This is a genomic window from Ruegeria sp. ANG-S4, from assembly GCF_000814005.1.
Classification (GTDB): domain Bacteria; phylum Pseudomonadota; class Alphaproteobacteria; order Rhodobacterales; family Rhodobacteraceae; genus Ruegeria.
In genome coordinates this window covers 732,789-755,916 of sequence record NZ_JWLK01000005.1, presented here as the reverse complement: position 1 = coordinate 755,916, position 23,128 = coordinate 732,789, and the positions used below count along the sequence as shown (strand labels likewise).

Here is a 23,128-nt window from a genome sequence, read left to right as displayed (position 1 = left end):
CTCGTCCATGTCGCGCGGGAAAAGGGGCGGGGACTTGCCGATCCCGTCAACGTGGTATCAGGTTCGTCACGCCGACGGCTGCTGCGCGTGCGAGGCCAATATCCAACGACATTGGAATATACTCTCCACGCCGCCACAGCTGGGCCTGATCATCGTAATAGCGTGACAGAAAATGGCCGGATTGCCCGGTCGCCGTGATAAACACCGAACTGTCGGGGTCGGCAAAATCGTAGACACCGCGATAGCCCGCGCCATGGACGTTCTGAAAAGGATCGGGGCCTTCGCCAGAGGTGCGCCCGCGCAACAGAGTGTTGTCGCCGCCGCTGGTGGATTGCCGAATGTTCACGAAATACCGCAGCACTGGCACGTTACCCAGAACCGGATGATCATGCGTCGCCTGATGCGCGTCGCCCCACCGCAGCGACTCCAACGCGCTGCCATAGCGTTCCGAGATCCAGACTATGGCATCGTCCAATGCAAGTCGCGCCATGTCCGTGCAGGTCTCGACCGGTGCGCTTTGGCGGACATTGCACCAAACCGATGCGCCGTCGATGTCGCGGTAGACCCGTTCGATAAACAGCGGTTCCACATGTTTATATTCGCTGGCCAGCGGCCCGAGTTCGTCCGAAATCAGCCGGATCTGCAACGCACGCAGCCATGCTGCATAGATCAGAGGTTCCGGCAGATGCTCGTTCATCTCACCGTTCCAGTTGGCCAACAGGTCCAGTGCGATCTGTCTTTGCCGCTCTGGAGTGCCTTCCGGTGCGGATTCCCCAGTGAACCACAAGTCTGCACCGACCAAAGGCAAAAGCGAACGCGCAGTGAAGCTGACCGTGTCCAACTGGGCTTCGATAAAGCTGTCGCGAGTGTGTACCTCGCGGGATTGCATCAGGCGTTCCCAGCGATGCACGCGCTGGGTGTCTCCCCATTCGTAGGACACATGCAAGGGAAAGGGACGATCGATGATCTTGTTGTTGGTGTTTCCCAGCACTCCGCCAATAGGCGCCACAAACTCCGGATTGTCCGCATAGGGCAGGCGACCCTGCCATCTGTTTTGGGGCAACCAGCCCGGTGTCGGGATGCGTCCCCGGCTTTGATTGTTCAGGTCTCGGCTTGGCATCGCGCCGATCAGTTTCATTCCGATCGTTTTTTCGTCCACCAAAGACAGGTTTTGCGATGGCGCGATGAAATCTTCGGCGATTGTGATCGCCTCACGCACCGTGTCGGCCTGCATCAACGCCATCGAGGCCGTCATCGAGGTATCGCGGGGGCTGAGCGCAGTCCACGAAAGCGAGGCGACATGCCCCGGAGGGGTAATCGTCTCAAGATCGTAATGCGTGCCCGGCAACACCGGCCCGTTTTCTGTCCACAACAGTTTCAGGGTGATCGGGGCAGCGTCCTTGATCTCGATTATCGAAGGCCGCGCGCGAAACGGCTGGTATCCATCGGGCGTCAGATATTCTTCGGGGTTGTCGGGGTTCAGTTTCTCTATATGGACGTCCTGGTCATCCAGATAAGATGAGGTCAGACCCCATCCCAACCTGTCGCTGCGACCGGTCATGATGGCCGGAACACCGGGGATGGTTGCGCCGATAACGCCGCCCTTGGCCAGTTCCAACCGTGCCAGATACCAGATGCCCGGAGCGGTGAATCCCAGATGGGGATCATTGGCGAGCAAAGTACCGCCACTCGCGGATCGCGACCGGGCAGCAGACCAAGCGTTTGATGCCCCCGCCAACCCGCGTTCAGGAAATGGTGAAAGCGGCGTGTCTGGCATCGGTGTACCTTGTGCAAAGCGGGGCACGTCAGGAAACAGGCTTGCGTATTCAGGCAGCGCTGCAATCCCGGGCCCGGGCACATCAGGAAGGATGTCTGACAGGCGGGACGGGTCGTCCAGCATCAGCGACGTGCGTGCGCGCAGAACCTCGTCCTTCAGATGCCCGGACAATTGCAAGCTCATCAGCTTGATGACCGCCAGACTGTCTCCGGGCTGCCACGGAGAAACAGGCGCGTTGAACAGAAACATCTCGGGCGCACCGCGGCCCAGCGCCATCTCGTTAATCTCGTCAAGACGGGCATTTACTCCGGCTGCATAAGCACGCAACGCGGCCTTGGTGTATTCGTCCTGCACATCAACGGATTGGTGGGCAAGACCATACAGGTCAAGGCGTCGCAGCAGTTTGTCGACGGGCACCGTGCGCTGTCCGAACACCTCGGACAATCGCCCCTGAACCGTGCGCCGCAACACGGTCATCTGCCACAGCCGGTCCTGAGCATGAGCATAGCCCAGACCAAAGAACACGTCCGGATCATTCTGCGCCAATACATGTGGGATATTTGTTGTATCGCGGACGATTTCGACCGGGGCGGTTATTCCCCGGACTTCGACGGTTTGGTCATAATCTGGCAAGGATTGGCTGGCCAGGAAATAAACAAGCCCAATAGCCGCAAGCGTCAACAGGACAAGCCCTGTCGCAATTCGTATCAGCCAGCGAAAAACCAGACCCATTCCTGCCCCACATTTCCTGCGATTATCAGTTGGTAAGAAGACTAAAGTAAGCCTGCCGGGACTGAAAGATCATAGTCGTTCCAAACTCAGCCCGATTACAACAAAAGAACCCCGCCACAATCATGGGCGGGGTCCAGAAGTGGGGGGAGTGGTATCTGGGTTTACGGAATAATCCGTGTGTACTTTGTGCCTTCGACGGTCGCGCCGAATTTCAGACCCGCTTGTCCGAATACGGCTGCCAGAACGGGTTTGCGCAACTGTGTCGTATCGGTCGAAATCGACTCGCCTGTGGCGTCGACGACATAGCCGATGTCAGCGCCGGCCGTCCAACCGCTGGAGCGGCGGAAATCGTTCAACGCGTCCTCGGTCATGAAGAACAGCACATGCGCGTATTGCTGGGCACCGATCTGCAAGCCGGCACTGCCGGAAATCGCTGAATAGTAGTCGACGGTCGCGCCTTGTACGCGCAGCGCACCCTGACCGTAGGCGCCGCCGAAAATAAATCCGGCGTCGGTGATCAGTGGCATGACAAGCATACCGTTCGCCTTGTTGGAGATTTCGACCGTATTGGGGTATTTAGCGTACATCTCGTTCAGTGTTGCGTCGACGCGGGCATCTATGGTGGCGGCGTTTGAATTGCCGACCCCGTTACCGCACGCGGCCGTAAATGTCAGACCGGCCATGCCAAGCGCAAAGCCACGACGATTCAGTCGGGGAGAATTGGAACTGCTCATGTTTTTTCTCTGTATAACTGCCTGATATGCCGGGTATTCCCGATCTTGTGTGCAAGAATACGCCGAATGCGTCCGCATGTCACGGGAAAGCTGCGTCCGGTACGGCAATGATCGGCGAAAATTTGCGGGATGCCAGTTCTCTAACCTTGCAAAAGCTGTGCGACCCGGGGGGCGAAATAGGTCAGGACACCATCGCATCCGGCACGTTTGAAGGCCATAAGGCTTTCAAGCATGACTTTTTCTCCGTCAATCCAGCCATTGTTCGCCGCCGCCTGGATCATCGCGTATTCGCCTGACACCTGGTAAGCATAGGTCGGCGCACCGAACGTGTCTTTGACCCGACGACATATATCCAGATACGGCATGCCGGGCTTGATCATGACCATGTCGGCCCCTTCGGTCAGGTCCCTTTCGATAAGCCGCAGTGCCTCGTCTGAATTCGCCGGGTCCATCTGGTAGGTTTTCTTGTCTCCGGTCAGTGCGCCTGACGCGCCGACCGCATCACGGAAGGGGCCGTAAAATGCGCTGGCGTATTTTGCGGCATAGCTGAGGATCATGACGTTCTGGTGCCCGGCACCCTCAAGGGCTTTGCGCATTTCGCCGACCCGGCCATCCATCATGTCCGAAGGGCCGATGATATCGGCGCCGGCGTCGGCTTGCGCGAGCGTCATTTTCACAAGTGCTTCGACCGTCTGGTCGTTCACGATCTGACCATCAACCACATACCCATCGTGACCATTTATGTTGTAGGGATCCAGTGCAACATCCGTCATGACGGCAATATCAGGGGCTGCGTTTTTGATCGCGCGGATGGCACGATTCGACAAATTGTCAGGGTTCCAGGCCTCGGCGCAGTCTTCGGTTTTCAGAGAAGGGTCGGTGTATGGAAAAATGCATATTGCCGGTATGCCCAAAGCCTGCGCTTCAATTGCAGCTTTCTCGATCAGATCAACGGATCGTCGTACGACCCCGGGCATTGAGGGCACCGGCTCTTCAATACCTTCTCCGTCTCGCACAAAAACAGGCCAAATAAGGTCATCGACGGTCAAATTATTCTCGCGCACCAACCCACGGATTGCCGGAGACTGACGCGCCCGGCGGAACCGGGTAAGGGGGTAGGGGGCAATGGTCGGTTTCATGGCGCGCTCTCCTTGAACATTTGCGCATTGGGTGGCATGAATTCGATGCAGTCTCAAGGGTAGCAATGAATGCGTCGGCACGACGAACCCCCCTGATGGCGGTGAATAAAGGGCTGGCGCTTGGACATATACTCTTCGATCTTCGAACTCATTGACATGCGCAGCTTTTCGAATCTGTGGTTTTGGATCGCGCTCGCCGTTTTGTGGTCTTCGGTCAGCCATTGGGTTTTGGGGGTGCCATACGATCTTGTGGTGCGGGCCCGCAGGGTGGGTGGCCAGAATGAACGCGACTTGCTGGACCTGGTCCGCATCAATTCCAATCGCCTGCTTTATGTCTTGGATGTTTCGGGAATCGTCATTCTCGCGCTGGCCTGTTTTTTCTTTACGGGCTTGGCAACGCTGGGTTTTTATTATGGGCTCGAGTTCGCGCAGGCGGTCTTTTTGCTGCTTTTCCCATTGTGTTTCGTCACGGCAATCAACATTGGCGTGGCCAAGAAATTGCAGCGTATTGAGGTGACGCTCGAGGCGGTTTCAAAGTCGCTGACGCGCTGCCGCATCTACACCCAGATCATTGGAATGATTTCTATTGTGGTCACCTCGCTTTGGGGCATGTATCAGAACTTTTCCATCGGCGTTTTAGGCTGGTAAAATCGGAAAGGCACAGCGATGAAGGCTCCGAACCACGTGACGGTCGGCGGCGCACCCGAGGGGTTTGACGCGCAACTGGTTCTGAATGAGGTCGCAAAGTCCGGCCGCGTTTGTCACATCGCACGTGATGACAAACGGATGGAGGCGATGCGGGCGGCGTTGGCCTTTTTTGCGCCGGACATGCCAGTTTTCGTGTTTCCCGGTTGGGATTGCCTTCCCTATGACCGCGTCTCTCCGAATGCGGATATTTCAGCGGCCCGCGTCGCAACTCTGGCGGCATTGGTGCACCAAATGCCAGCCAAATTTGTGCTTCTGACCACATTAAACGCCGCCACACAAAGGGTTCCGGCCCGCGATGTCCTGCGCGAAGCCGCTTTTACTGCGCGCGTGAACCACCGTGTTGACGAAACGGCGCTACGGAATTTTCTTTTGCGCATGGGGTTTACTCAAAGCCCAACGGTGATGGAGCCAGGCGATTACGCAATCCGTGGCGGGATCATCGACATCTTTCCCCCGGGTGACGCGGGACCGGTCCGGCTGGATCTGTTCGGCGACGTTCTGGATGGCGCCCGCAGGTTTGACCCGGTATCGCAACGCACAACCGAAAAGTTGGACGTGGTGGAACTGGCTCCGGTTTCCGAGGTCATTCTGGACGATGCCGCGATCACGCGATTCCGCCAGAACTACCGTATTGAATTCGGTGCAGCGGGCACCGATGACCCATTGTACGAAGCTGTCAGCGCGGGTCGCAAACAACAGGGCATGGAACATTGGCTGCCCTTCTTTCACGACAAACTGGAAACCTTGTTCGACTATCTGCCCGGGGCGACCGTTTCGCTGGACGATCAGGTGACACCCGCTCGCCTCGCGCGCTGGGACAGCATTGCAGATCAGTACGAAACGCGTCGATTGGCGTTGGAGAACCGCTCTCGGATGGACACGGTGTACAAACCCACGCCGCCGGGATTGCTCTACCTGGACGATGCCGCGTGGGAAGCGGCGGTTGCGGATTGTCGCGTTTTGCAATTCAGCCCTTTGCCACAAGCCAGCGGCCCTGGTGTGATAGACGCAGGCGGGCGGATCGGGCGGAACTTCGCGCCCGAACGTCAGCAGGAAAGCATCAGTCTGTTTGGGGCTCTGGCAAGCCATATTACCGATAAGTTGGCCAAGGGGCCCGTGCTGATTGCGTCCTACTCCGAAGGCGCGCGTGAACGTCTGATGGGTTTGATCGAAGATGAGGGACTGGCCGAGGCTATTCCGGTCAAGGACGGCACCCGTGTTGGCAAGCGCGGATTGCATCTGGCGGTCTGGGCCCTGGAACATGGCTTTGAAGCGCCGGATCTGACGGTGATATCCGAGCAGGATGTTTTAGGGGATCGCCTTATCCGCCAGCCCAAAAAACGCCGCAAAGCTGAGAACTTTCTGACGGAAACCCAATCGCTTAGTCCCGGCGACCTCGTGGTTCATGTGGACCATGGCATCGGCCGTTACAAAGGGATGGAGGTTGTGACCGCAGCCGGTGCAGCCCATGAATGCCTGTTGTTGGAATATGCCGAGCGATCAAAACTTTACCTACCGGTCGAGAATATCGAATTGCTGTCGAAATACGGGCATGACGAAGGGCTGCTTGACCGATTGGGCGGTGGTGCATGGCAGGCCAAGAAGGCGAAGCTGAAAGAACGCATTCGCGAGATGGCGGACAAGCTGATCCGTATCGCTGCTGAGCGTGCATTGCGCAAAGCGCCGATCATGGATCCGCCCCCGCATGCGTGGGAAGAATTCAGCGCCCGTTTTCCCTATCAAGAGACGGATGACCAGTTGCGTGCGATCTCGGAAGTGATGGAGGACATGCATTCCGGTGCGCCGATGGATCGTCTGATCTGCGGCGATGTGGGCTTTGGTAAAACCGAGGTCGCCATGCGTGCCGCCTTTGTCGCTGCGATGTCCGGTGTTCAGGTTGCTGTTGTTGCCCCGACGACCTTGTTGGCGCGGCAGCATGCGGCAAGCTTCAAGGAACGATTTCGCGGATTCCCTCTGGAAGTGCGGCAGCTATCGCGTTTCGTCTCCGCGAAAGATGCACAGCAAACCCGAGAGAGGCTTGCACGTGGTACGGTCGATATTGTGATCGGAACGCACGCGTTGCTGGCCAAGGGAATTCGGTTCCAGAACCTGGGTCTGCTGATCATAGACGAAGAACAGCATTTTGGCGTCGGTCACAAAGAGCGGCTCAAACAACTCCGCTCTGATGTTCATGTCCTGACCCTTACCGCAACCCCGATCCCGCGCACATTGCAATTGTCGCTGACCGGGGTTCGCGATCTGTCCATCATCGGAACGCCGCCCATCGACCGTCTGGCCATCCGGACCTATGTTAGCGAGTTCGACGCGGTTACGATCCGAGAAGCGTTGCTGCGCGAGCACTATCGCGGAGGGCAGAGTTTCTATGTCGTCCCGCGTATCTCGGACTTGCCGGAGATTGAAGAGTTTCTGAAAGAGCAACTGCCGGAAATCACCTACGTCGTGGCGCATGGGCAAATGGCGGCGGGTGAACTCGACGATCGGATGAACGCGTTTTATGACGGAAAGTTTGATGTGCTTTTGGCGACCACTATTGTGGAAAGCGGTTTGGATATTCCGACCGCCAACACGATGGTCGTTCATCGAGCGGATATGTTCGGTCTTGCGCAGCTCTATCAGATCCGAGGGCGAGTGGGGCGCTCAAAGACCCGGGCTTATGCCTATCTGACCACGAAGCCGCGACAGAAACTGACTGCAACTGCCGAAAAACGTCTGCGCGTTCTGGGGTCGTTGGACACGTTGGGGGCGGGGTTCACCTTGGCTTCGCAAGACCTTGATATTCGCGGCGCGGGCAACCTGTTGGGCGAAGAACAATCCGGCCAGATGCGGGATGTGGGCTACGAACTCTACCAATCGATGCTGGAAGAGGCGATCGCCAAGATCAAAGCGGGTGAGATGGAAGGGTTGTCCGACGCTGACGATCAATGGGCCCCACAGATCAATCTTGGCGTTCCGGTTCTGATCCCCGAGGATTATGTGCCCGATCTGGATGTTCGTCTGGGCCTTTATCGTCGTCTTTCGTCACTTTCGACGAAGGTCGAACTGGAAGGTTTTGCCGCCGAACTGATCGACCGGTTCGGGACGCTGCCGAAAGAGGTGAATACCCTTATGTTGGTCGTGCGCATCAAAGCCATGTGCAAACGGGCAGGGATTGCGAAACTGGACGGCGGGCCAAAAGGCGCGACAATCCAGTTCCACAACGACAAATTCGCCTCACCCCAAGGGCTTGTCGAATTCATTCAGAACCAGCGTGGTCTGGCCAAAGTCAAAGACAACAAGATCGTCGTGCGCCGCGATTGGAAAAAGGACGCCGACAAGATCAAAGGCGCCTTTGCTATTGCCCGCGATCTGGCCGAGAAAGTCGTCGGTGAAAAGAAGAAGGCAAAGTCCTAGTCCCCGGTGACAAAACTGCAAAGCTGCCAGTCGCCAGTATCTGATTTGACGAAAGCAGCGCGATAACCGTTCATCGGCCAAAGGTAGTCTTTGTGCATATGGCCGGGCGTGCCATCGGTCAGAAATACGCTTTGGTAATCCAAGGTGGGTTGGAAGCTTGGGACAAGCACAACCTCGTGGCTTATTAATCCGACAACGGGCGAAGATTGAGCCCCAGCCTGACGCAGTGAGACGTTTTCGCCGGTTACGAAAAACGCAAATTTGGGGTTCAGGTCGGCTGGCAGAGTGATCTGCCACTGATGCGGCATCCAGAATTCGCCTTGTTCGTCGAAATACCCGGGCTGAGTCAGTGTGTCCGCAAGGGCGTCCCAAAGCGCGTTGGGTTCCGTTTCGGACGCGTCTGACGGGACTTCGTTTTGAGTTTCTACGCCAGTTGTCAAAAGCGCCCGAAACGCCTCTGGTCCGCCAGCGCTGTTTTCACTGAGATCAATGTCGGAACAGGCCGCGGCAATAACGGCATCAAGGTCCCGGGCCTGCACCTTGGCCAAAAGATCGTCTCGAAAAGCCGCCAATGATGGATCGCGTTCGGCTTGGTCGGCTGGGGGAAAGGATTGGCGGTCTGCCAACGCGGGGCCACACAACAAAACGAGGGCAAATCGCAGGTATCGATTCATTCTGCAGCCTTCATTGCGGCTTGGGCGCAGAAACACGAAGCGGCCACCGCGCGATCCGCCCGTGCCAACGCAAGATCCAGGCGTTGCTTGATTTGTTTGATTTCAATGGTTTCCCCGCGAGACTTAAGGCAATCGTGCAGCCCTTTCAGGCTCCAGACATTGTCCGGATGAATTGATGCGCGGCCGAGCGTTCCGCCCAGCCCCAGATCCTCGCGATACACGTCTTCGGCTTCAGCCACATGACCTTGCTCGAACAACAACGCCCCCAATGCGTGGCGTGTCGGTTGCATCCACCCCCAGGGTTCGTCGTATGGCAGCGTGTCATCCAACAGGACCGCCCGGCGCAAATGGCCAAACGCCAGTTCAAAGTTCCCTTTGCGGTATTCAATCTCGCCGCGCAGCATTTCCGTCGCAATTTCAAGCAGGTCGACGACGCGGTTATTGTGCAGGCGGCGTTCCTCGGGAACGCAGGCCTTGGCGCTCAGGAACAGCTGTTCCTCTGCTTCGGCCTCGGGCACCTGACCCGTTGCGGCATGGGCGATGGCGCGGGCGTAATGCGTGGTCGCTGTGAGCGTGCGGTATAGGTCGGGGTCGTCGGGCACGTCCAGCGCCTTGGCGTCTTCCCACCGGCCAAACCGGATCAGGATGTGCGGGCCCATCGACATATAGCTTTCAAAGTAGTCAGCCATCGGTGGGCTTTGGATGCGCAGCATATCTTCGGGCGTTGTGTCCCAAATCCCCTGATTTGCGCGCAGCGCCGGTTCGATCTGACCCAGAAACATCGCGCCATATATGGCGAAATGGTAATTGTGTTGCCGATAGCCGGTATAAATGTTGAACGCCCCTTCGAGTTCAAAGTATTTCAGGTCCGCCTGAGATGCTTTTTCGTTCCAATGGACAACATTGTGGTAATGCCCGCACTGAACGTCGATATGGGTCGGCATATGCACCAGATGACCGGCATCAGGTACAAGCGTTCGCAGGACGTCGCCGGCTTGCAGGGCCTTTTCCGGCGTCGGCGACATTTCCATCAAATGCACATAGAGATGCAGAAGACCGGGATGGGACATGGCGGCGGGATCACTGGCAAACGCACCTTCCAAAGCCTTTTGCGCTTCTAGCGTCGCCGCACCTTCAGCAGGTTCGCCGGATTTCAGATCCCACATTTGCCATGGGGTTAGATTCAGCAGCGCCTCAACGTAGATCGTGCGCAGATCAAGGTCATTGGGTTGCCCCGCAAAAGCGGTGCGCATGGCGTCGGCAAAGGCGTAATCCCACTGATGCATATCCCCACGGGCCTGGCGCTGCGGATAGCGGGCGGGCAGGGCGTGGATCAAAGCCTTTTCAACGGCGGTGCATCGATCTGTCAGCGATAGGGCTGATTGCATCGCGTCATACGCCACGCCCAAGGCATCAGCCCGACCTCGGTCATCCCGCAACTCCCACGGCAGGTTATAGTTCGGACCGGCAGCATAAGCGATGCCCCAATGGGCCATTGCGCAATCCGGGTCATGTTCGGCAGCCCGGCGGAAGCATTCCACGGCCTCGTCATGATTGTATCCGTAAGTCCAGATCAGACCCCGATCGAACCAAGTCTGCGCGGCGGTCGAAGACGTCGTGACCCGGCAGGAATAGCTTCCCAGATCATAGTCATAGCTCATGCTGCTTCCCCCTGAATTCACGGGCAAGATAACGCGTTTCAGTGTCCGTGCACAGATCAGGCAGGCAGTCTGTTTTCAACCCGGCCCATATGAAGCATCAAGCCGAAGCCAAGCGCGCTCATGGTGAGAACGCCAATCGTCAGTGGCGTTATTGAACCATCAAACAGCAGGCCGACAGGCGCAGCGATGGCAGCCGCCAAAACGGTCGCGATGGAGCCAATTACGGAAGCTGCCATACCGGCGATATGACCCATCGGTTCCATTGCGATGGCGTTGAGATTGCCCATTGTCACGCCGGCCATGAAGAACACTGTGGTTTGCCAGAAAACGAACAACGCAAAAGATGCATCGGCTGACAGGTTGGCCAGGCTCAGCAATATGACGACCGAGGTGATCACTATCTGACTGCCCAAGGCCCAGGTCACGATCCGGCGCATGCCAACGCGCACGACAACAGCTGCATTCAAAAGGCTGGCCGAACCCGAAACAAGCGCAACAAAGCCGAACCAGAACGGAAAACTTTCGGCACGATCGTGGACGACGTCATAAACCGGTTGCACCATCGTCAGCATGGTGAACAGCAAGCCCATGCACAGGGTCTGCACCATTATGGACAGGCGCACGGTGGGATGGGCAAGCATTTCCTGCACGGCGGCAACCATAAGGGGCAGGCGAAAGGGGCGGCGGTTTTCGGGGGCCAGCGACTCTGGCAGGCGCAGTGTCATCCAGATCAGGATAATGATCGCGAACAGGATGAAGCAAACAAAGATACCACGCCAGCCCACAAGTGCGATCACCCCTGCACCCATCATCGGTGCAATCGCCGGAACCAGCGTAAAGATCATCATGGCAATCGAAATGATGCGCGCCATTTCACGACCGGCATATAGGTCGCGAATGATCGCCATCGCCACCACGCGCGGGCCCGCGGCGCCGAGACCTTGCAGGATACGCGCCGCCAGAACAAGTTCAAGCGATGAACTGGCCCAGGCAATCGCCGACGCCAGAATATAAAGCGCAGCGCCACCGTAAATTACGGGCTTGCGTCCGACTGCATCCGAAATGGGTCCGGTAAAAAACGTCCCGATCCCCATGCCCAATACGAAGGATGTCAGGATCAATTGCGCCTTGTTCGTATCATCGGGGCTGAGCTGCGCGCCGATCTCGGGCAAGGCCGGCAGCATGGCATCAATTGAAAAGGCGATAGTGGCGAACATCATCGCAATCAGGGCAATGAATTCGCCTTTGGACATGCGGTTGGTCATCAGACACTCCTTCCCATCTGCGCTAACACGGCGCAGAGGTTGGAGCTAGGTGGGAAAATGCACAGACCTATGTGCTATTCTGCAGGTGAAGCCTCAATCTGAGACATGATTTCACCGATCACTTTTGCCCATAATTCAGGGGGTTGCGCACCGGGCACCGCGTGTTGATTTGCCACGATGAAGGTCGGCACCGAATTGACACCCATTTGACGAGAGTGGCTGTCCCGATTGCTGATGTCCGCGCGGTCGGCATCTGATTTCAAAAGCTTCAAAACCACCGCGGCGTCCATTCCCGCCTCATCTGCAATGTCGGCCAGAACTTCGTGGTCACCGATGTCGCGGGCTTCGACGAAATAAGCGTTGAACAAGGCATCGACGATCTGATTCTGTTTGCCCTCGACCCCGGCCCAATGAATCAATCGGTGTGCATCCAACGTGTTGGGTGTGCGTTTCATTCCCTCGAAGTCGATCTTCAGCCCTGCGTTTTCCGCGTGTTCCACGACAGGCGCATAGGCGCGCACTGCGCCTTCCTTACCACCGAATTTGCGTTCGAGGTATTCGCGACGATCCATGCCTTCTGCCGGCATTTCGGGGTTCAGCTGAAACGGATGCCATTCAATCACAAAGGGATGATTTGGGACGTCTGCCAAGGCTTTGTCCAGATGCGTCTTGCCGATATAGCACCACGGGCAAATCGGGTCGGACATGATATCAAGCTTGACGGTCTGGGTCATTCGGACGGTGCCTTGAAATAGGCCGGCAAAGCGCGGCGCAGGAGTTTGCCGTTCCCGCCGGTCGGCAGTTCAGGCAGATGAACGAAGACGCGCGGTTGCTTGTATCGCGCGAGGCTTGTGGACACATAGGTTCGCAAAGCGGTTTCGTCCAGTTTTTCCGGCCCGGTGTAAAAGGCGGCGATGATGAACGTGTCCTGCTTGATTTGGACGGCCGCAGCTCCGACCTGCGTGATCCCGGGGTAACGGGCCAGCACGGATTCCACTTCGACCGGGGATACGCGATATCCGCCTGCGTTCATCATGTCATCGTCCCGACCCAGATAGGTGATCTGCCCGTCGACAGCCATTGCACCCCGATCGCCCGTCAGAAACCACTCTCCTTGCATCCGGGCGGCGGCTTCGTCTGGTGCGTTCAGATATGTCAGCATCAGACCGGGGTCGTCGCGGTGAATTGCAATGGTGCCGTCCTGTCCCTGCGGCACGGGTCCGTCTGGACCGACGATTGCGACACGTCGACCCCGCTGCGGTTGCCCCAGGGCCTCACCTCTGGCCGGATGAGAGGGAGAGGATGAAATAAAGGTCGAACATTCGGACATCCCGAACGCCTCATAAAGCCCGGTTCCCGTTCTCCGTTTCCATTGGTCGTGCAGTTCGTGCGAGAGCTTTTCACCCGCACACAATCCGTGGCGCAGGTCAGTCAGGTCCGGCAAGCTGGGTTGTTGAAGGATCTTACGAAACACGCCTGGCGCAGCTGCAAAAATAGTGGCCCGGTGTTCTTTCAACAGCGAGGGGAGCATGCCCAGATCCTTACCCGGGCGGGGGATCAGAGCAGTTGCGCCGATGGTCCATGGGTCCATCAGGCCAGTGCCCAGCGTATATGTCCAATTGAAAGCGCCTGCATGGCAAAGACGATCCGAAGGCTGCAACCCGTACCACCCGTCAACCATCATTTGTCTTGCCCAGATCGCACGGTGGGCGTGTGCAACCGCGCGGGGCTTGCCCGAAGTTCCCGAGGTATAAACCACGTAGCCAAGTCGGTTCGGATCGCCCATGGCAAATTCTGCCGGCGGCAAGTCGCGCATCCTTGCCAGATCGTCCAGCAATATTTGGTTCGGATGCGGCGCGCAGGAAATGTCGGGGTCACGCAAGATAGCGCTCGGGGACAAGTCCGCGATGATTTGTGCTGTCTCGGGTTCGGTCAGTTGCGACGAGGTCGGAACCGGCACGATCCCTACGGCAATGGCGGCGAGGTAAGCGATTGGAAACTCGACACTGTTCCCCAGTCGCATCAGCACCAGGTCTCCGGGTTGCAAACCTGCCTGAAGCATCCCGGTTGCGGTGCCCAATATGGCTGCTTGCAGATCGCCATAACTCCAATCCGTTGCTCCACCGTCTTCTAGGACAGACAGGGCCGTCTTGTCCGCCTTCGCACGGGCATGGCGAAGCACATGAGCGGCCATATTGAACGGGGTCGGGCACGGCGGCGGGGGGGCCTGATCGAAAATCGACAGCATGTGCCTTGGCTAACGTGGCCGCTGGCGCGTTGCAAGCGCGCGCCGCTGGCCCTATAGAGTTGCCCATGACGACGAGTGACCCAAAATCCCTGATCCGTATCGCGCGCGACAATGGCGAACCTGCGCATGTCGAGCCCCTAGACCTGGGCGCCCGTGTGCGTGAATTGCGCAAGGCCCGAAACTGGACGCTGGAACAGGCCGCATCGCAGGCGGGGTTGGCGCGTTCGACACTCAGCAAGATCGAAAACGGGCAGATGTCGCCGACCTATGATGCGTTGAAGAAGCTGGCGACGGGGCTTGAGATTTCGGTGCCACAGCTTTTTACACCGCCACAACGCGATCAGGTTTTGGGTCGGATGGCCGTAACCAAGATGGGCGGCGGCACGGCGCACGCCACAGCGACTTATGAGCATGAATTGCTGGCAGAGACCCTGACAAACAAACAAATGCTGCCCTATCGCGCCCGTGTACGCGCAAGATCAATGGACGAGTTTGACGGATGGGTGCGCCATGACGGTGAAGAGTTTCTTTACGTCCTGACGGGCGTCGTGCGGCTTTACACCGAGTATTACGAATCCGTGGAAATGCGGCGCGGTGACAGCGCCTATTACGACGCCAGCATGGGACACAACGTGGTTTCGGTCAGCGACGAAGACGCGACAATCCTGTGGGTCACATCACTTGCCTAGGGACAGGCTGACCTCGCGGTTGAGACCTTCGGTGAACAAAAAATCCTCAAGCTCTTCGCGGGCTTCGTTGACTGTCAGATGGTGGCGCTCGGCCAAATACGCTTCGAACTGTTTGCGATCCGCGCGCATCCGCGCCATGTCTTTGTCGCGCAAATTCGGAAACCTGCGTTTGGCGCGTGCATAAGACGCGCTCCAGTCTTGTGTAAGATCAGCCCAGTTCAGCATCTGCGAGCCTTCCTTTGTTCGGTTTCAGGACTGCTCTCCCCACTGTCAGGGTACGAACGGCGCCTTGTTACTGCGGACATGACAAAATGTCGCAGGTCATTTGCGATGCGTTCTGACCAAAAAACCCGCTGCGGACAAACCGCAACGGGTCGACGGACCTGCTTAAAAGTGAGTGGCGGCCGGTCCGTTATCCTATGCGTCGACAAGGTCGACTAAGGTCTATGTGCTCGGAAAACACAGCAAATTTTGGTCTTAAAGTGTTAACCTTCTACAGCGCAGATAAGCACTTGGGTTGAGTGCAGTAAAGTGGCTTGTACCGTTTTTTAGAAGAACAACAGGTGTAGTGGGAAACCCAATATTTAGTGGGCAACGAAGGCGTAATGCACTGCTCATTGTATGATGCCTTTGATGTGCCGAATTCCGCCGAAAACTGCGGCAACGCATACCAATGCTGGTTTCCGGCCATTTGCAGCGTCAGTCGCTGACGCAAAAAACGCCTTGGAAATGCCAACCCAAGTAGTCCGCGCTGACAGACGGGACAATGCGCTTCGCAATCAGACTCAAAACCCTTGGGTTATGTCTACTCTTCGAACCACCAAACCTGCGGCATGTATTCCGGACCGTCGCCATAAATTGGCAGCTGATCCGGGAACTTCAATTCTTTGGCGTGGGCGATGCGACCGACATCAAAACTCCAGATCGGAATGACGTAGCGCCCGGCCGTCAACACGCGGTCCAGCGCGCGCGTGGCTGCGACAAAGTCCTGCGGGTCTTCCGATGACAGCATTGTGTCAATCAACCCATCAACTGCAGGCGAGTCGATGCCCATCAAATTTCGCGTTCCTGCAGCGTCAGCATTTTCGCTGCCCCAGTACAGTCGTTGCTCGTTGCCTGGCGACAGTGAAAGGGCGCGGCGAAAGGTGGTCATGTCGAAATCCTGCTCGGAGGTGCGCCCCGCGTATTGCGCGCTGTCTACCACTTCGGTCGTGACCTGGATGCCCAGGCGTTCCAAGGCGCGCGAATAGATTTCGATTGTCGTCTGGTTATCCGTGTCGCCTTGCTGCAGCAATACAGTGATCGTAAACGGCTCTCCGTTTTCGTTGCGCAGGACACCGTTCTGAATTGTCCACCCCGCATCGGCGAGCAATTGAGACGCTTTGCGAATGTTGGCGCGATTGCGGGCCGAGCCATCCCCTTGCGGCAGGGTATACCCTTCGATGGCGCCGGGGGGCAGCGTATCAGCGTATTGCTCCAACAGTTCTTTTACCCGTCCTGAGGCTGGACCGGGCTGCATCGCAAGGTCCGATCCGGAAAAGTAAGAAGTGATCCGTGGCTGAGCGCCGCCGGTTATGGTGTCATTGATGAATTCGAAGTTGAAGGCCAGCAGCAGCGCCTCGCGCACGCGCCAATCTTCAAAAGGCGGTTTACGGGTGTTCATGACGAACCCCGTCATGCCCGAAGGCTTCCGGTGCGGGATTTCGGTTTTGATGACGTCGCCACGCTGAACCGCCGGAAATCCGTATTGCGTATCCCACTTGTCGGCGTTGAATTCCCGGACGGCAGAAAGCTCTCCGGCTTTGAACGCCTCGAACAGGACCGTTCCATCGCCATAAAACTCGATGCGCATGTCGTCCAGGTTCATTGTGCCGCGCCGGAAGGGAATATCCGTGCCCCAATAGTCTGGATTGCGGCGCAAATTGACGTATCTGCCCGCTTCGTAGTCGTCGATGACATAGGGACCGGTCCCGATTGGGACGTCATGCAGCGTGGCATTGGCGAAGTCTTTGCCTTCCCACTGCGCTTTTTTCAGGATCGGACGTAGCCCTGCAATCAGCGCAAGCTCTCTGTCGGGCTCATTGAAAGTGATGCGAACGCTTCGGGGGCCGGTTTGTTCGATGGTTTCTATCTTGCCCCACAACCCACGGTACCGGATGTGCCCTTCGGTCCCGAGCGCTTCGTAGGACCAGATAACGTCATCGACGGTTACCGGGCTGCCATCCGAGAATCGGGCGTTTTCGCGCAGCGTGAACTCGACCCAAGAACGGTCCGGAGCGGTTTCAACCGATTCGGCTAACAACCCGTAAAGAGTGAAAGGTTCGTCCCAGGACCGCCCCATCAGCCCCTCATGTGTCCAAAACCGCAACTGCCAGGGTGATGTGCCTTTTTGAACAAACGGGTTCAGGCTGTCATAACCGCCGGTATTGCCGAACACGACCTTTCCACCCTTTGGCGCATCCGGGTTTGCATAGGGCAGGGACACAAAATCCGGTGGTAGGGCCGGGTCGCCATACATAGCTATGCCATGCGCCGAATCTGCAAGAGCGACAGAAGTCAGAAAAATTGAGACGATTCCCGCGATCAGAGGCCGCGCGGGGTGTAGAAAATCGGGGCGCATTTTGGAAACAATCCTGCTCTGGCCTTATTTTGTTGGGATTCATCGTAGCCATGATTTTTCATATTATCAAACTTTTAGCTTGGATGACGGCGCGGAATTGCTTATAAAGGTTGCACTGCTCGATAGGTTTCTTGCCTGTATGAAACCTGCCTCAATAACTTAACGCCCGCTTCGTGCGGGCGTTTTTTTTGGCTGAACATGCCCCGGCGTAAGGCGCGAAGGCGCGTCCCTCTTTCCCCGTTTTCTTTGCAGGTGCAGCATGGCACTGTGTCCTCGAACCTGAACGTGCTGGAGTGTTGAGATGAGCCTGAACGGAAAAACTGCGATTGTCACCGGGTCGAACTCGGGTATCGGACTGGGGGTCGCGCGTGAATTGGCCAAGGCCGGAGCGGATGTCGTTCTGAACTCTTTTACCGATCGTGACGAAGATCATGCCTTGGCCGATGAAATTTCCAAGGAAACCGGAACAAACGCGCGCTACATCAAAGCGGATATGTCCAAGGGTGATGAGTGCCGGATGTTGATTGATCAGGCAGGTGCTTGCGACATTCTGGTCAACAACGCAGGTATTCAGCATGTCTCGCCCATTGATCAGTTCCCGGTCGAGAAATGGGATGCAATCATCGCCATCAACATGAGCTCGGCCTATCACACGATGGCGGCGGCGCTTCCGATGATGCGCGCGGCCGGATGGGGGCGCGTCGTGAACATCGCATCGGCGCATGGATTGACGGCTTCGCCGTACAAGGCGGCCTATGTTGCGGCCAAACACGGTGTGGTTGGGATGACCAAGACAGTGGCGCTGGAAACCGCGCAAGAGCCGATTACGGTGAACGCAATTTGTCCGGGCTATGTGCTGACGCCGTTGGTCGAGGCGCAGATCCCCGACACGATGAAAGAATACGACATGAGCCGCGAAGACGTGATCAAGAACGTCATGCTTGAACGGCAACCCTCCAAGGAGTTTGCCACGGTTGAGCAGTTGGGCGGAACGACGGTTTTCCTGTGCTCGGATGCAGCGGCGCAGATCACCGGCACGACGATTTCGGTGGATGGCGGGTGGACCGCCTTGTGACCCATCATGGGGGCTCTGCCCCCATACCCCCGGAGTATCTTGAAAAAAGTGAAGGGGCCTTGTCATGAAGCACATCAATCTGGCGCTGCAGGGCGGCGGTGCGCATGGGGCGTTTACCTGGGGCGTTCTGGATCGGTTATTGGACGAAGAAGATGTCGAGGTTGCTGCAATCACCGGCACGTCGGCCGGGGCGCTGAACGGCGCGGCTTTTAAATCCGGCATGGTTCGGGCCGGTCGGGACGGGGCGCGGGATACTCTGGACGGGCTTTGGAAGCGCATGGGCGCGATCGGTGATATGCGCATCGCTCACTGGATGCGGGGCCTGGAGCCGGCTCATATCGCGCAGGCTTTGGAATACTCGGTCCCGTTTTCGATGGCGGATGCATGGTCGCGGCTAGTGTCACCTTACGCCTACGGGCCGTTCTATCGCAATCCGTTGGAGCAGGTGGTGGACCGGTTTAACTTTGACGAAATTTGCGCCGAAGATGGTCCGGACCTATTTGTCTGTGCCACCTGCGTTCGCAGCGGGAAGATTCGCGTGTTCACCGGGCACGAGATATCCACGGATGCCATTCTGGCCTCGGCCTGTTTGCCAAACCTGTTTCAGGCTGTGGAGATATACGATCCCAGTTCAGGCCGGACCGAAGCCTATTGGGATGGTGGCTATACGGGTAATCCTGCGCTTTATCCGTTGTTCAACGGCGACTTGCCTGATGACATGGTGATTGTGAATATCAACCCGCTGGAACGGGATGAGGTGCCAAAAACGCCGCAACAGATTCAGAACCGCATCAACGAAATCAGTTTCAATTCGTCGCTGTTCCGCGAGTTGCGTGCGATCAATTTCGTTCAGCGGCTGTTGAAGGAAGGTAAGCTAAAAGCCGGCGAGATGAGCCGGGTTCTGGTTCATATGATTGCGGATGACGAACTGATGAACGACCTGTCCGCGGCCACGAAAACCGTTCCGAACCCGGTCGTTTTGAACCGCCTCAAACAAGCCGGTCAGGCGGCCGCCCATCAATTCCTGCGCGATCACAAATCCGATCTTGGACAGCGCAGCACAGTTGATCTGCCTGCCATGTTCGGCTGATCATTCGGGCGGTTGTGTCGGGTCTTTTTCGTTGGGATAGACAAGCCCGGCCGAGATCACGAGTTTTGCCGCGTCTTCGATGGACATGTCCAACAGGATCACGTCTTCTGCCGGAAAAAACAGAAGAAACCCGGAGGTTGGGTTCGGCGTTGTCGGGATAAAGACGCTGAGGAGTTCGCCGCCGGTTTCAGCGCGCGCGCTGACCTCACCCCTGGCTGTTGTCGAGACGAACCCAATGGCCCAGATGCCGCGGCGGGGATATTGGATCAAACAGGCCTTTTCAAAGGATCGTTCTGTTTGGGCGAACACCGTTTCCGAGATTTGCTTGATACCGGAATAAACCGAACGAACGACAGGCATCCGGTCCACAAGGCTTTCGGCAAAATGGATCAGGGACCGGCCAAGAATTCCCTTGGCTATCCAGCCGACGATCACCGTGAAGATCAGGAAGATGATCACACCGACGCCGCGCAGGTTGATGCCGACATATTCCTGAGGTTGGAACCGTTGCGGCACAAGTGGCAGCACCGCGCTGTCGATCCATCCGACGACCGACCAGATCAGCCAGACGGTCAACCAGACCGGCGCAATCACAACGATACCCGTCAAAAAAGACGCGCGTAGACCGGCGAACAGTCCTGGTCGGCGATTTGGTTCTTCGTCAAACGGTGTGTTCATTGCGGTTCTGGGCGGGCGGTCTCGAGTGGTTTGCGGATTTAGTTAATCAGTCCGGGCGGTTGGTACAATAGGTCATTGTTACGCGCCGTTGTTGGTCAGAGCGATAGCTATCGCTGCTGCAAGCCGGGCATTGTTGCGCACCAACGCGATGTTGGCGGTGAGCGAGCGGCCCTCTGTCTGTTCGTAGATCCTTTGCAACAGGTACGGCGTTACGCCTTTGCCCGAGATGCGATGCGCGTCCGCGTCGGATTGGGCGGCGGCAATGATCGGGGCCAGTTCTTCGGCGGGTATCTGATCCTCTGCCGGGATCGGATTTGCGATCAGTTGACCGCCAGGCAAGCCAAGCGCGACGCGGGTTGCATGCGCTTTGGCAATGTCTTCCGCATCGTCCATGCGCAGAGGTGCCGAATATGGCGATTTTGCCGACCAGAAGGCAGGAAATTCATCTTGCCCATGCGCGATAACCGGCACGCCCAAGGTTTCGAGAACCTCAAGTGTTTTCGCAAGATCGAGAATTGCCTTGGCCCCCGCGGCCACAACGGTCACTGGCGTTTGGGCCAGTTCGTGCAGGTCGGCCGAGATGTCGAAGGATGTTTCGGCACCCTGATGCACACCACCGATCCCGCCGGTAGCAAAGACTGCGATTCCCGCGTAATGTGCCGCAATCATCGTTGCGGCCACCGTGGTTGCGCCGGTTCCGCCCATCGCCAGGCAGGCTGCCATGTCCGCGCGGGACAGTTTTGCGACACCTTGGGCTTGTCCCAGAGCACTCAATTCATCAGCTTCCAACCCGACATGAAGTTTGCCCTCGATGACGGCTATGGTCGCTGGTACCGCGCCCGCATCGCGAATATCCTGCTCGACTTGCGCTGCAACCTCGACGTTTTGTGGATGGGGCATTCCGTGAGTGATTATCGTGCTTTCCAAAGCAACGATGGGCTGGCCGGCGGCTTTTGCGGCATGGACCTCGGCGGAAAATTGGATGTCGATCACAGTGGTGTTTCTCCGGAAACATAGGTTGCCGCAGCCTTCAGGGCGCGGGTCAGGGCGGTATCGTCGTCTTCGCCGCCGGTCTCGGCTGCGATATGGGCCGCCATAAAGGTATCGCCCGCACCTGTCACGCGTGTGACCAAAACCGAAGGGGGCTTCTGGGTCAGTATATCCGAAGCCGATCCGACAGTGGCAGAGTTCCCGCCATCTGTGACCAACACCCTCAGCGCACCACGATCCAGCAGACCTTTGGCCGCGCTTTCGGAATCAGTGAACTCGCGCTGGCACAAAAGACCGGCTTCTTCGAGATTGACATAAAGCGTCGCGCGGGCGTGCTTGAGGAACGGCAGCAGACGTTCCGCTTTGCCGGGGGAGGCCGGGGCCACCCGCAAATCGGCGCGGGCAAAAGCCGGGCTTCGGGCGATCTCTTCCAACAGGTCCAGGGTCAGGTTGCCGTCCAACGCGATCGGGCCTTCGAAGGGCGCGTTTTCGTAACCCAGCGGTCCGTGCATCAGCGGGCGCAGAATCTTCGATCCAGCCGCCTCAAGCGAATGCGCATCCGCGATTGCCGCGATCAGGCCGTTGGCACCTTCGACGGCCATGTAGCGGTCGGTTGGCAAATCCTGCGACCGGTAGATGTGATCCGTTACAAGGCCCAGCCGAGAGCACGAGCGGACGAGTTCGTCGCCTTCGGCGTCACGACCGATGGCCGTCAGCAGCGTCGGGGTCATTCCGAAACGAACCAGCGTCATCGCGATGTTCATCGCCACCCCGCCCGGCAGGCGGGTGATGCGCCCCGGCACGTCCGAGCCTTGCCGCATGGCACTGGCCGAGCGCCCGATGACGTCCCACAGGACTGAGCCGATACAAAGGATGTCGCTGTTTTGGTTCATGCCGAACTCATGCCGCAGCCCCGACGTGGGTGCAAGTGCTATTGCCTACATCGCATCCATCATGGTTTTGAGCGTCGAAAGCGGATCATCCTGCGACCAGATTTCCTCGCCAATCCCGAAGAAATCGGTGAATGGGGCGAGTGTTCCGATCAGGTCCGGGGTCAAAGCGCCCTCGGCGACGACGGGCACCTCGATCATCTCTGACCACCATTGGAACAAGTCCTGTTCGGCGCGTGACCCGTCACCCAGTGCTGCGTTTCCGACCGGACCAAATGCAACATAGTCCGCGCCGGCTTCGCCCGCTGTCATTCCGTCGTGGCTGGACGCGCCGCAAAAGCTGCCGACGATCGCATCGGGGCCCAATTCTTTGCGGGCAGCGCGCACTGACCGCGCTGCATCGTCCAGATGAACACCGTCCAGCCCCAAGCGTTGCGACAACAGAACATGGTTCGCGATAACCAAAGCGACGTCGCGGGCATGCGCGACTTCGCGGCAGACATCCGCTGCGCGTGAGATCGTGTCTTCGTCGTTACCGGCCAGAGCCAACCGAATGCAGGCGATCTCGGCCCCGTCCAGAACGCGGGCCAATTGGTCGGGAAAGCTGCTCAGCGCGATGGTTGGCGGTGTGATCAGGTAAATTTGCGGCTGCTCTGGGGTGTCCATCGGCGCGTCCTTCGCGTTGCGGTCTTTGGCGCGGTTTAGCCGATTGCCGCGGGGAAGCAAACTTTTATGCCTTTGGGTGGC

General features: G+C 57.7%; 19 protein-coding genes. 5 read left to right on the top strand and 14 right to left on the bottom strand.

What is annotated here, in order from left to right; translation table 11 throughout:
- Positions 1 to 46: 46 nt before the first annotated feature.
- The 3 genes from RA28_RS16635 to hemB form a co-directional block, all read right to left on the bottom strand.
- Complete coding sequence (locus RA28_RS16635; RefSeq protein ID WP_039531014.1) at positions 47 to 2,509, bottom strand: penicillin acylase family protein; 2,463 nt, start codon at positions 2,507 to 2,509, stop codon at positions 47 to 49.
- A 161-nt stretch (positions 2,510 to 2,670) separates the two neighbouring features.
- Positions 2,671 to 3,243, bottom strand: coding sequence for a lipid-binding SYLF domain-containing protein (locus RA28_RS16630; protein ID WP_039531770.1), 573 nt, complete (start codon positions 3,241 to 3,243; stop codon positions 2,671 to 2,673).
- A 140-nt stretch (positions 3,244 to 3,383) separates the two neighbouring features.
- Positions 3,384 to 4,382, bottom strand: coding sequence for a porphobilinogen synthase (hemB, locus tag RA28_RS16625; protein WP_039531011.1), 999 nt, complete (start codon positions 4,380 to 4,382; stop codon positions 3,384 to 3,386).
- A 120-nt stretch (positions 4,383 to 4,502) separates the two neighbouring features.
- Between hemB and RA28_RS16620 the strand changes: the two genes are divergently transcribed.
- Both RA28_RS16620 and mfd read left to right on the top strand, forming a co-directional pair.
- The gene (locus RA28_RS16620) at positions 4,503 to 5,030 is read left to right on the top strand and encodes a hypothetical protein (RefSeq protein WP_039531008.1); all 528 of its coding nucleotides are present in this window, start codon (positions 4,503 to 4,505) and stop codon (positions 5,028 to 5,030) included.
- A gap of 18 nt (positions 5,031 to 5,048) precedes the next feature.
- On the top strand, positions 5,049 to 8,501 hold the full coding sequence (gene mfd / locus RA28_RS16615; RefSeq protein WP_039531007.1) for a transcription-repair coupling factor: 3,453 nt from the start codon (positions 5,049 to 5,051) through the stop codon (positions 8,499 to 8,501).
- Here mfd and RA28_RS16610 read toward each other — a convergent pair.
- The 5 genes from RA28_RS16610 to RA28_RS16590 form a co-directional block, all read right to left on the bottom strand.
- Positions 8,498 to 9,175 carry a hypothetical protein gene (locus RA28_RS16610; RefSeq protein ID WP_039531004.1) on the bottom strand — a complete coding sequence of 226 codons (678 nt, stop codon included), beginning with the start codon at positions 9,173 to 9,175 and terminating at the stop codon, positions 8,498 to 8,500. The two genes, mfd and RA28_RS16610, sit on opposite strands and share 4 nt — an antisense overlap.
- Positions 9,172 to 10,836 (bottom strand): tetratricopeptide repeat protein, encoded by a 1,665-nt coding sequence (locus RA28_RS16605; RefSeq protein ID WP_039531001.1) that lies wholly within the window; start codon positions 10,834 to 10,836, stop codon positions 9,172 to 9,174. The genes RA28_RS16610 and RA28_RS16605 overlap by 4 nt, the downstream gene beginning before the upstream one ends.
- A gap of 56 nt (positions 10,837 to 10,892) precedes the next feature.
- A complete protein-coding gene (locus RA28_RS16600; protein ID WP_039530998.1) occupies positions 10,893 to 12,101 on the bottom strand; it encodes an MFS transporter in 1,209 nt (402 codons plus the stop codon).
- A 74-nt stretch (positions 12,102 to 12,175) separates the two neighbouring features.
- Entirely contained in the window at positions 12,176 to 12,835 is a 660-nt protein-coding gene (locus tag RA28_RS16595; protein WP_039530995.1) for a DsbA family oxidoreductase, read from the bottom strand.
- Entirely contained in the window at positions 12,832 to 14,349 is a 1,518-nt protein-coding gene (locus RA28_RS16590) for a class I adenylate-forming enzyme family protein (RefSeq protein WP_039530993.1), read from the bottom strand. The genes RA28_RS16595 and RA28_RS16590 overlap by 4 nt, the downstream gene beginning before the upstream one ends.
- A gap of 65 nt (positions 14,350 to 14,414) precedes the next feature.
- Between RA28_RS16590 and RA28_RS16585 the strand changes: the two genes are divergently transcribed.
- Positions 14,415 to 15,038, top strand: coding sequence for a helix-turn-helix domain-containing protein (locus RA28_RS16585; protein ID WP_039530990.1), 624 nt, complete (start codon positions 14,415 to 14,417; stop codon positions 15,036 to 15,038).
- Here RA28_RS16585 and RA28_RS16580 read toward each other — a convergent pair.
- Entirely contained in the window at positions 15,027 to 15,263 is a 237-nt protein-coding gene (locus tag RA28_RS16580; protein WP_039530986.1) for a hypothetical protein, read from the bottom strand. The two genes, RA28_RS16585 and RA28_RS16580, sit on opposite strands and share 12 nt — an antisense overlap.
- A gap of 580 nt (positions 15,264 to 15,843) precedes the next feature.
- A complete protein-coding gene (locus RA28_RS16575; RefSeq protein ID WP_039530983.1) occupies positions 15,844 to 17,658 on the bottom strand; it encodes an extracellular solute-binding protein in 1,815 nt (604 codons plus the stop codon).
- Positions 17,659 to 17,959: 301 nt separating this feature from the next.
- Here RA28_RS16575 and RA28_RS16570 point away from each other — a divergent pair, with 301 nt between their 5' ends.
- Both RA28_RS16570 and RA28_RS16565 read left to right on the top strand, forming a co-directional pair.
- Positions 17,960 to 18,733, top strand: coding sequence for a 3-hydroxybutyrate dehydrogenase (locus RA28_RS16570; protein ID WP_039530981.1), 774 nt, complete (start codon positions 17,960 to 17,962; stop codon positions 18,731 to 18,733).
- Positions 18,734 to 18,797: 64 nt separating this feature from the next.
- Entirely contained in the window at positions 18,798 to 19,823 is a 1,026-nt protein-coding gene (locus RA28_RS16565; RefSeq protein ID WP_039530978.1) for a patatin-like phospholipase family protein, read from the top strand.
- Here the strand turns inward: RA28_RS16565 and RA28_RS16560 are convergent, their stop codons facing one another.
- The 4 genes from RA28_RS16560 to RA28_RS16545 all read right to left on the bottom strand — a co-directional run bounded on the left by RA28_RS16560 (position 19,824) and on the right by RA28_RS16545 (position 23,047).
- The gene (locus RA28_RS16560; RefSeq protein ID WP_039530974.1) at positions 19,824 to 20,501 is read right to left on the bottom strand and encodes a DUF502 domain-containing protein; all 678 of its coding nucleotides are present in this window, start codon (positions 20,499 to 20,501) and stop codon (positions 19,824 to 19,826) included.
- A 78-nt stretch (positions 20,502 to 20,579) separates the two neighbouring features.
- The gene (locus tag RA28_RS16555; RefSeq protein ID WP_039530972.1) at positions 20,580 to 21,494 is read right to left on the bottom strand and encodes a pseudouridine-5'-phosphate glycosidase; all 915 of its coding nucleotides are present in this window, start codon (positions 21,492 to 21,494) and stop codon (positions 20,580 to 20,582) included.
- Positions 21,491 to 22,384, bottom strand: a complete 894-nt coding sequence (locus tag RA28_RS16550) for a PfkB family carbohydrate kinase (RefSeq protein ID WP_039530969.1) — start codon at positions 22,382 to 22,384, stop codon at positions 21,491 to 21,493. The genes RA28_RS16555 and RA28_RS16550 overlap by 4 nt, the downstream gene beginning before the upstream one ends.
- Before the next feature lie 45 nt (positions 22,385 to 22,429).
- The gene (locus RA28_RS16545) at positions 22,430 to 23,047 is read right to left on the bottom strand and encodes a thiamine phosphate synthase (RefSeq protein ID WP_039531769.1); all 618 of its coding nucleotides are present in this window, start codon (positions 23,045 to 23,047) and stop codon (positions 22,430 to 22,432) included.
- Between the last annotated feature and the right edge of the window lie 81 nt (positions 23,048 to 23,128).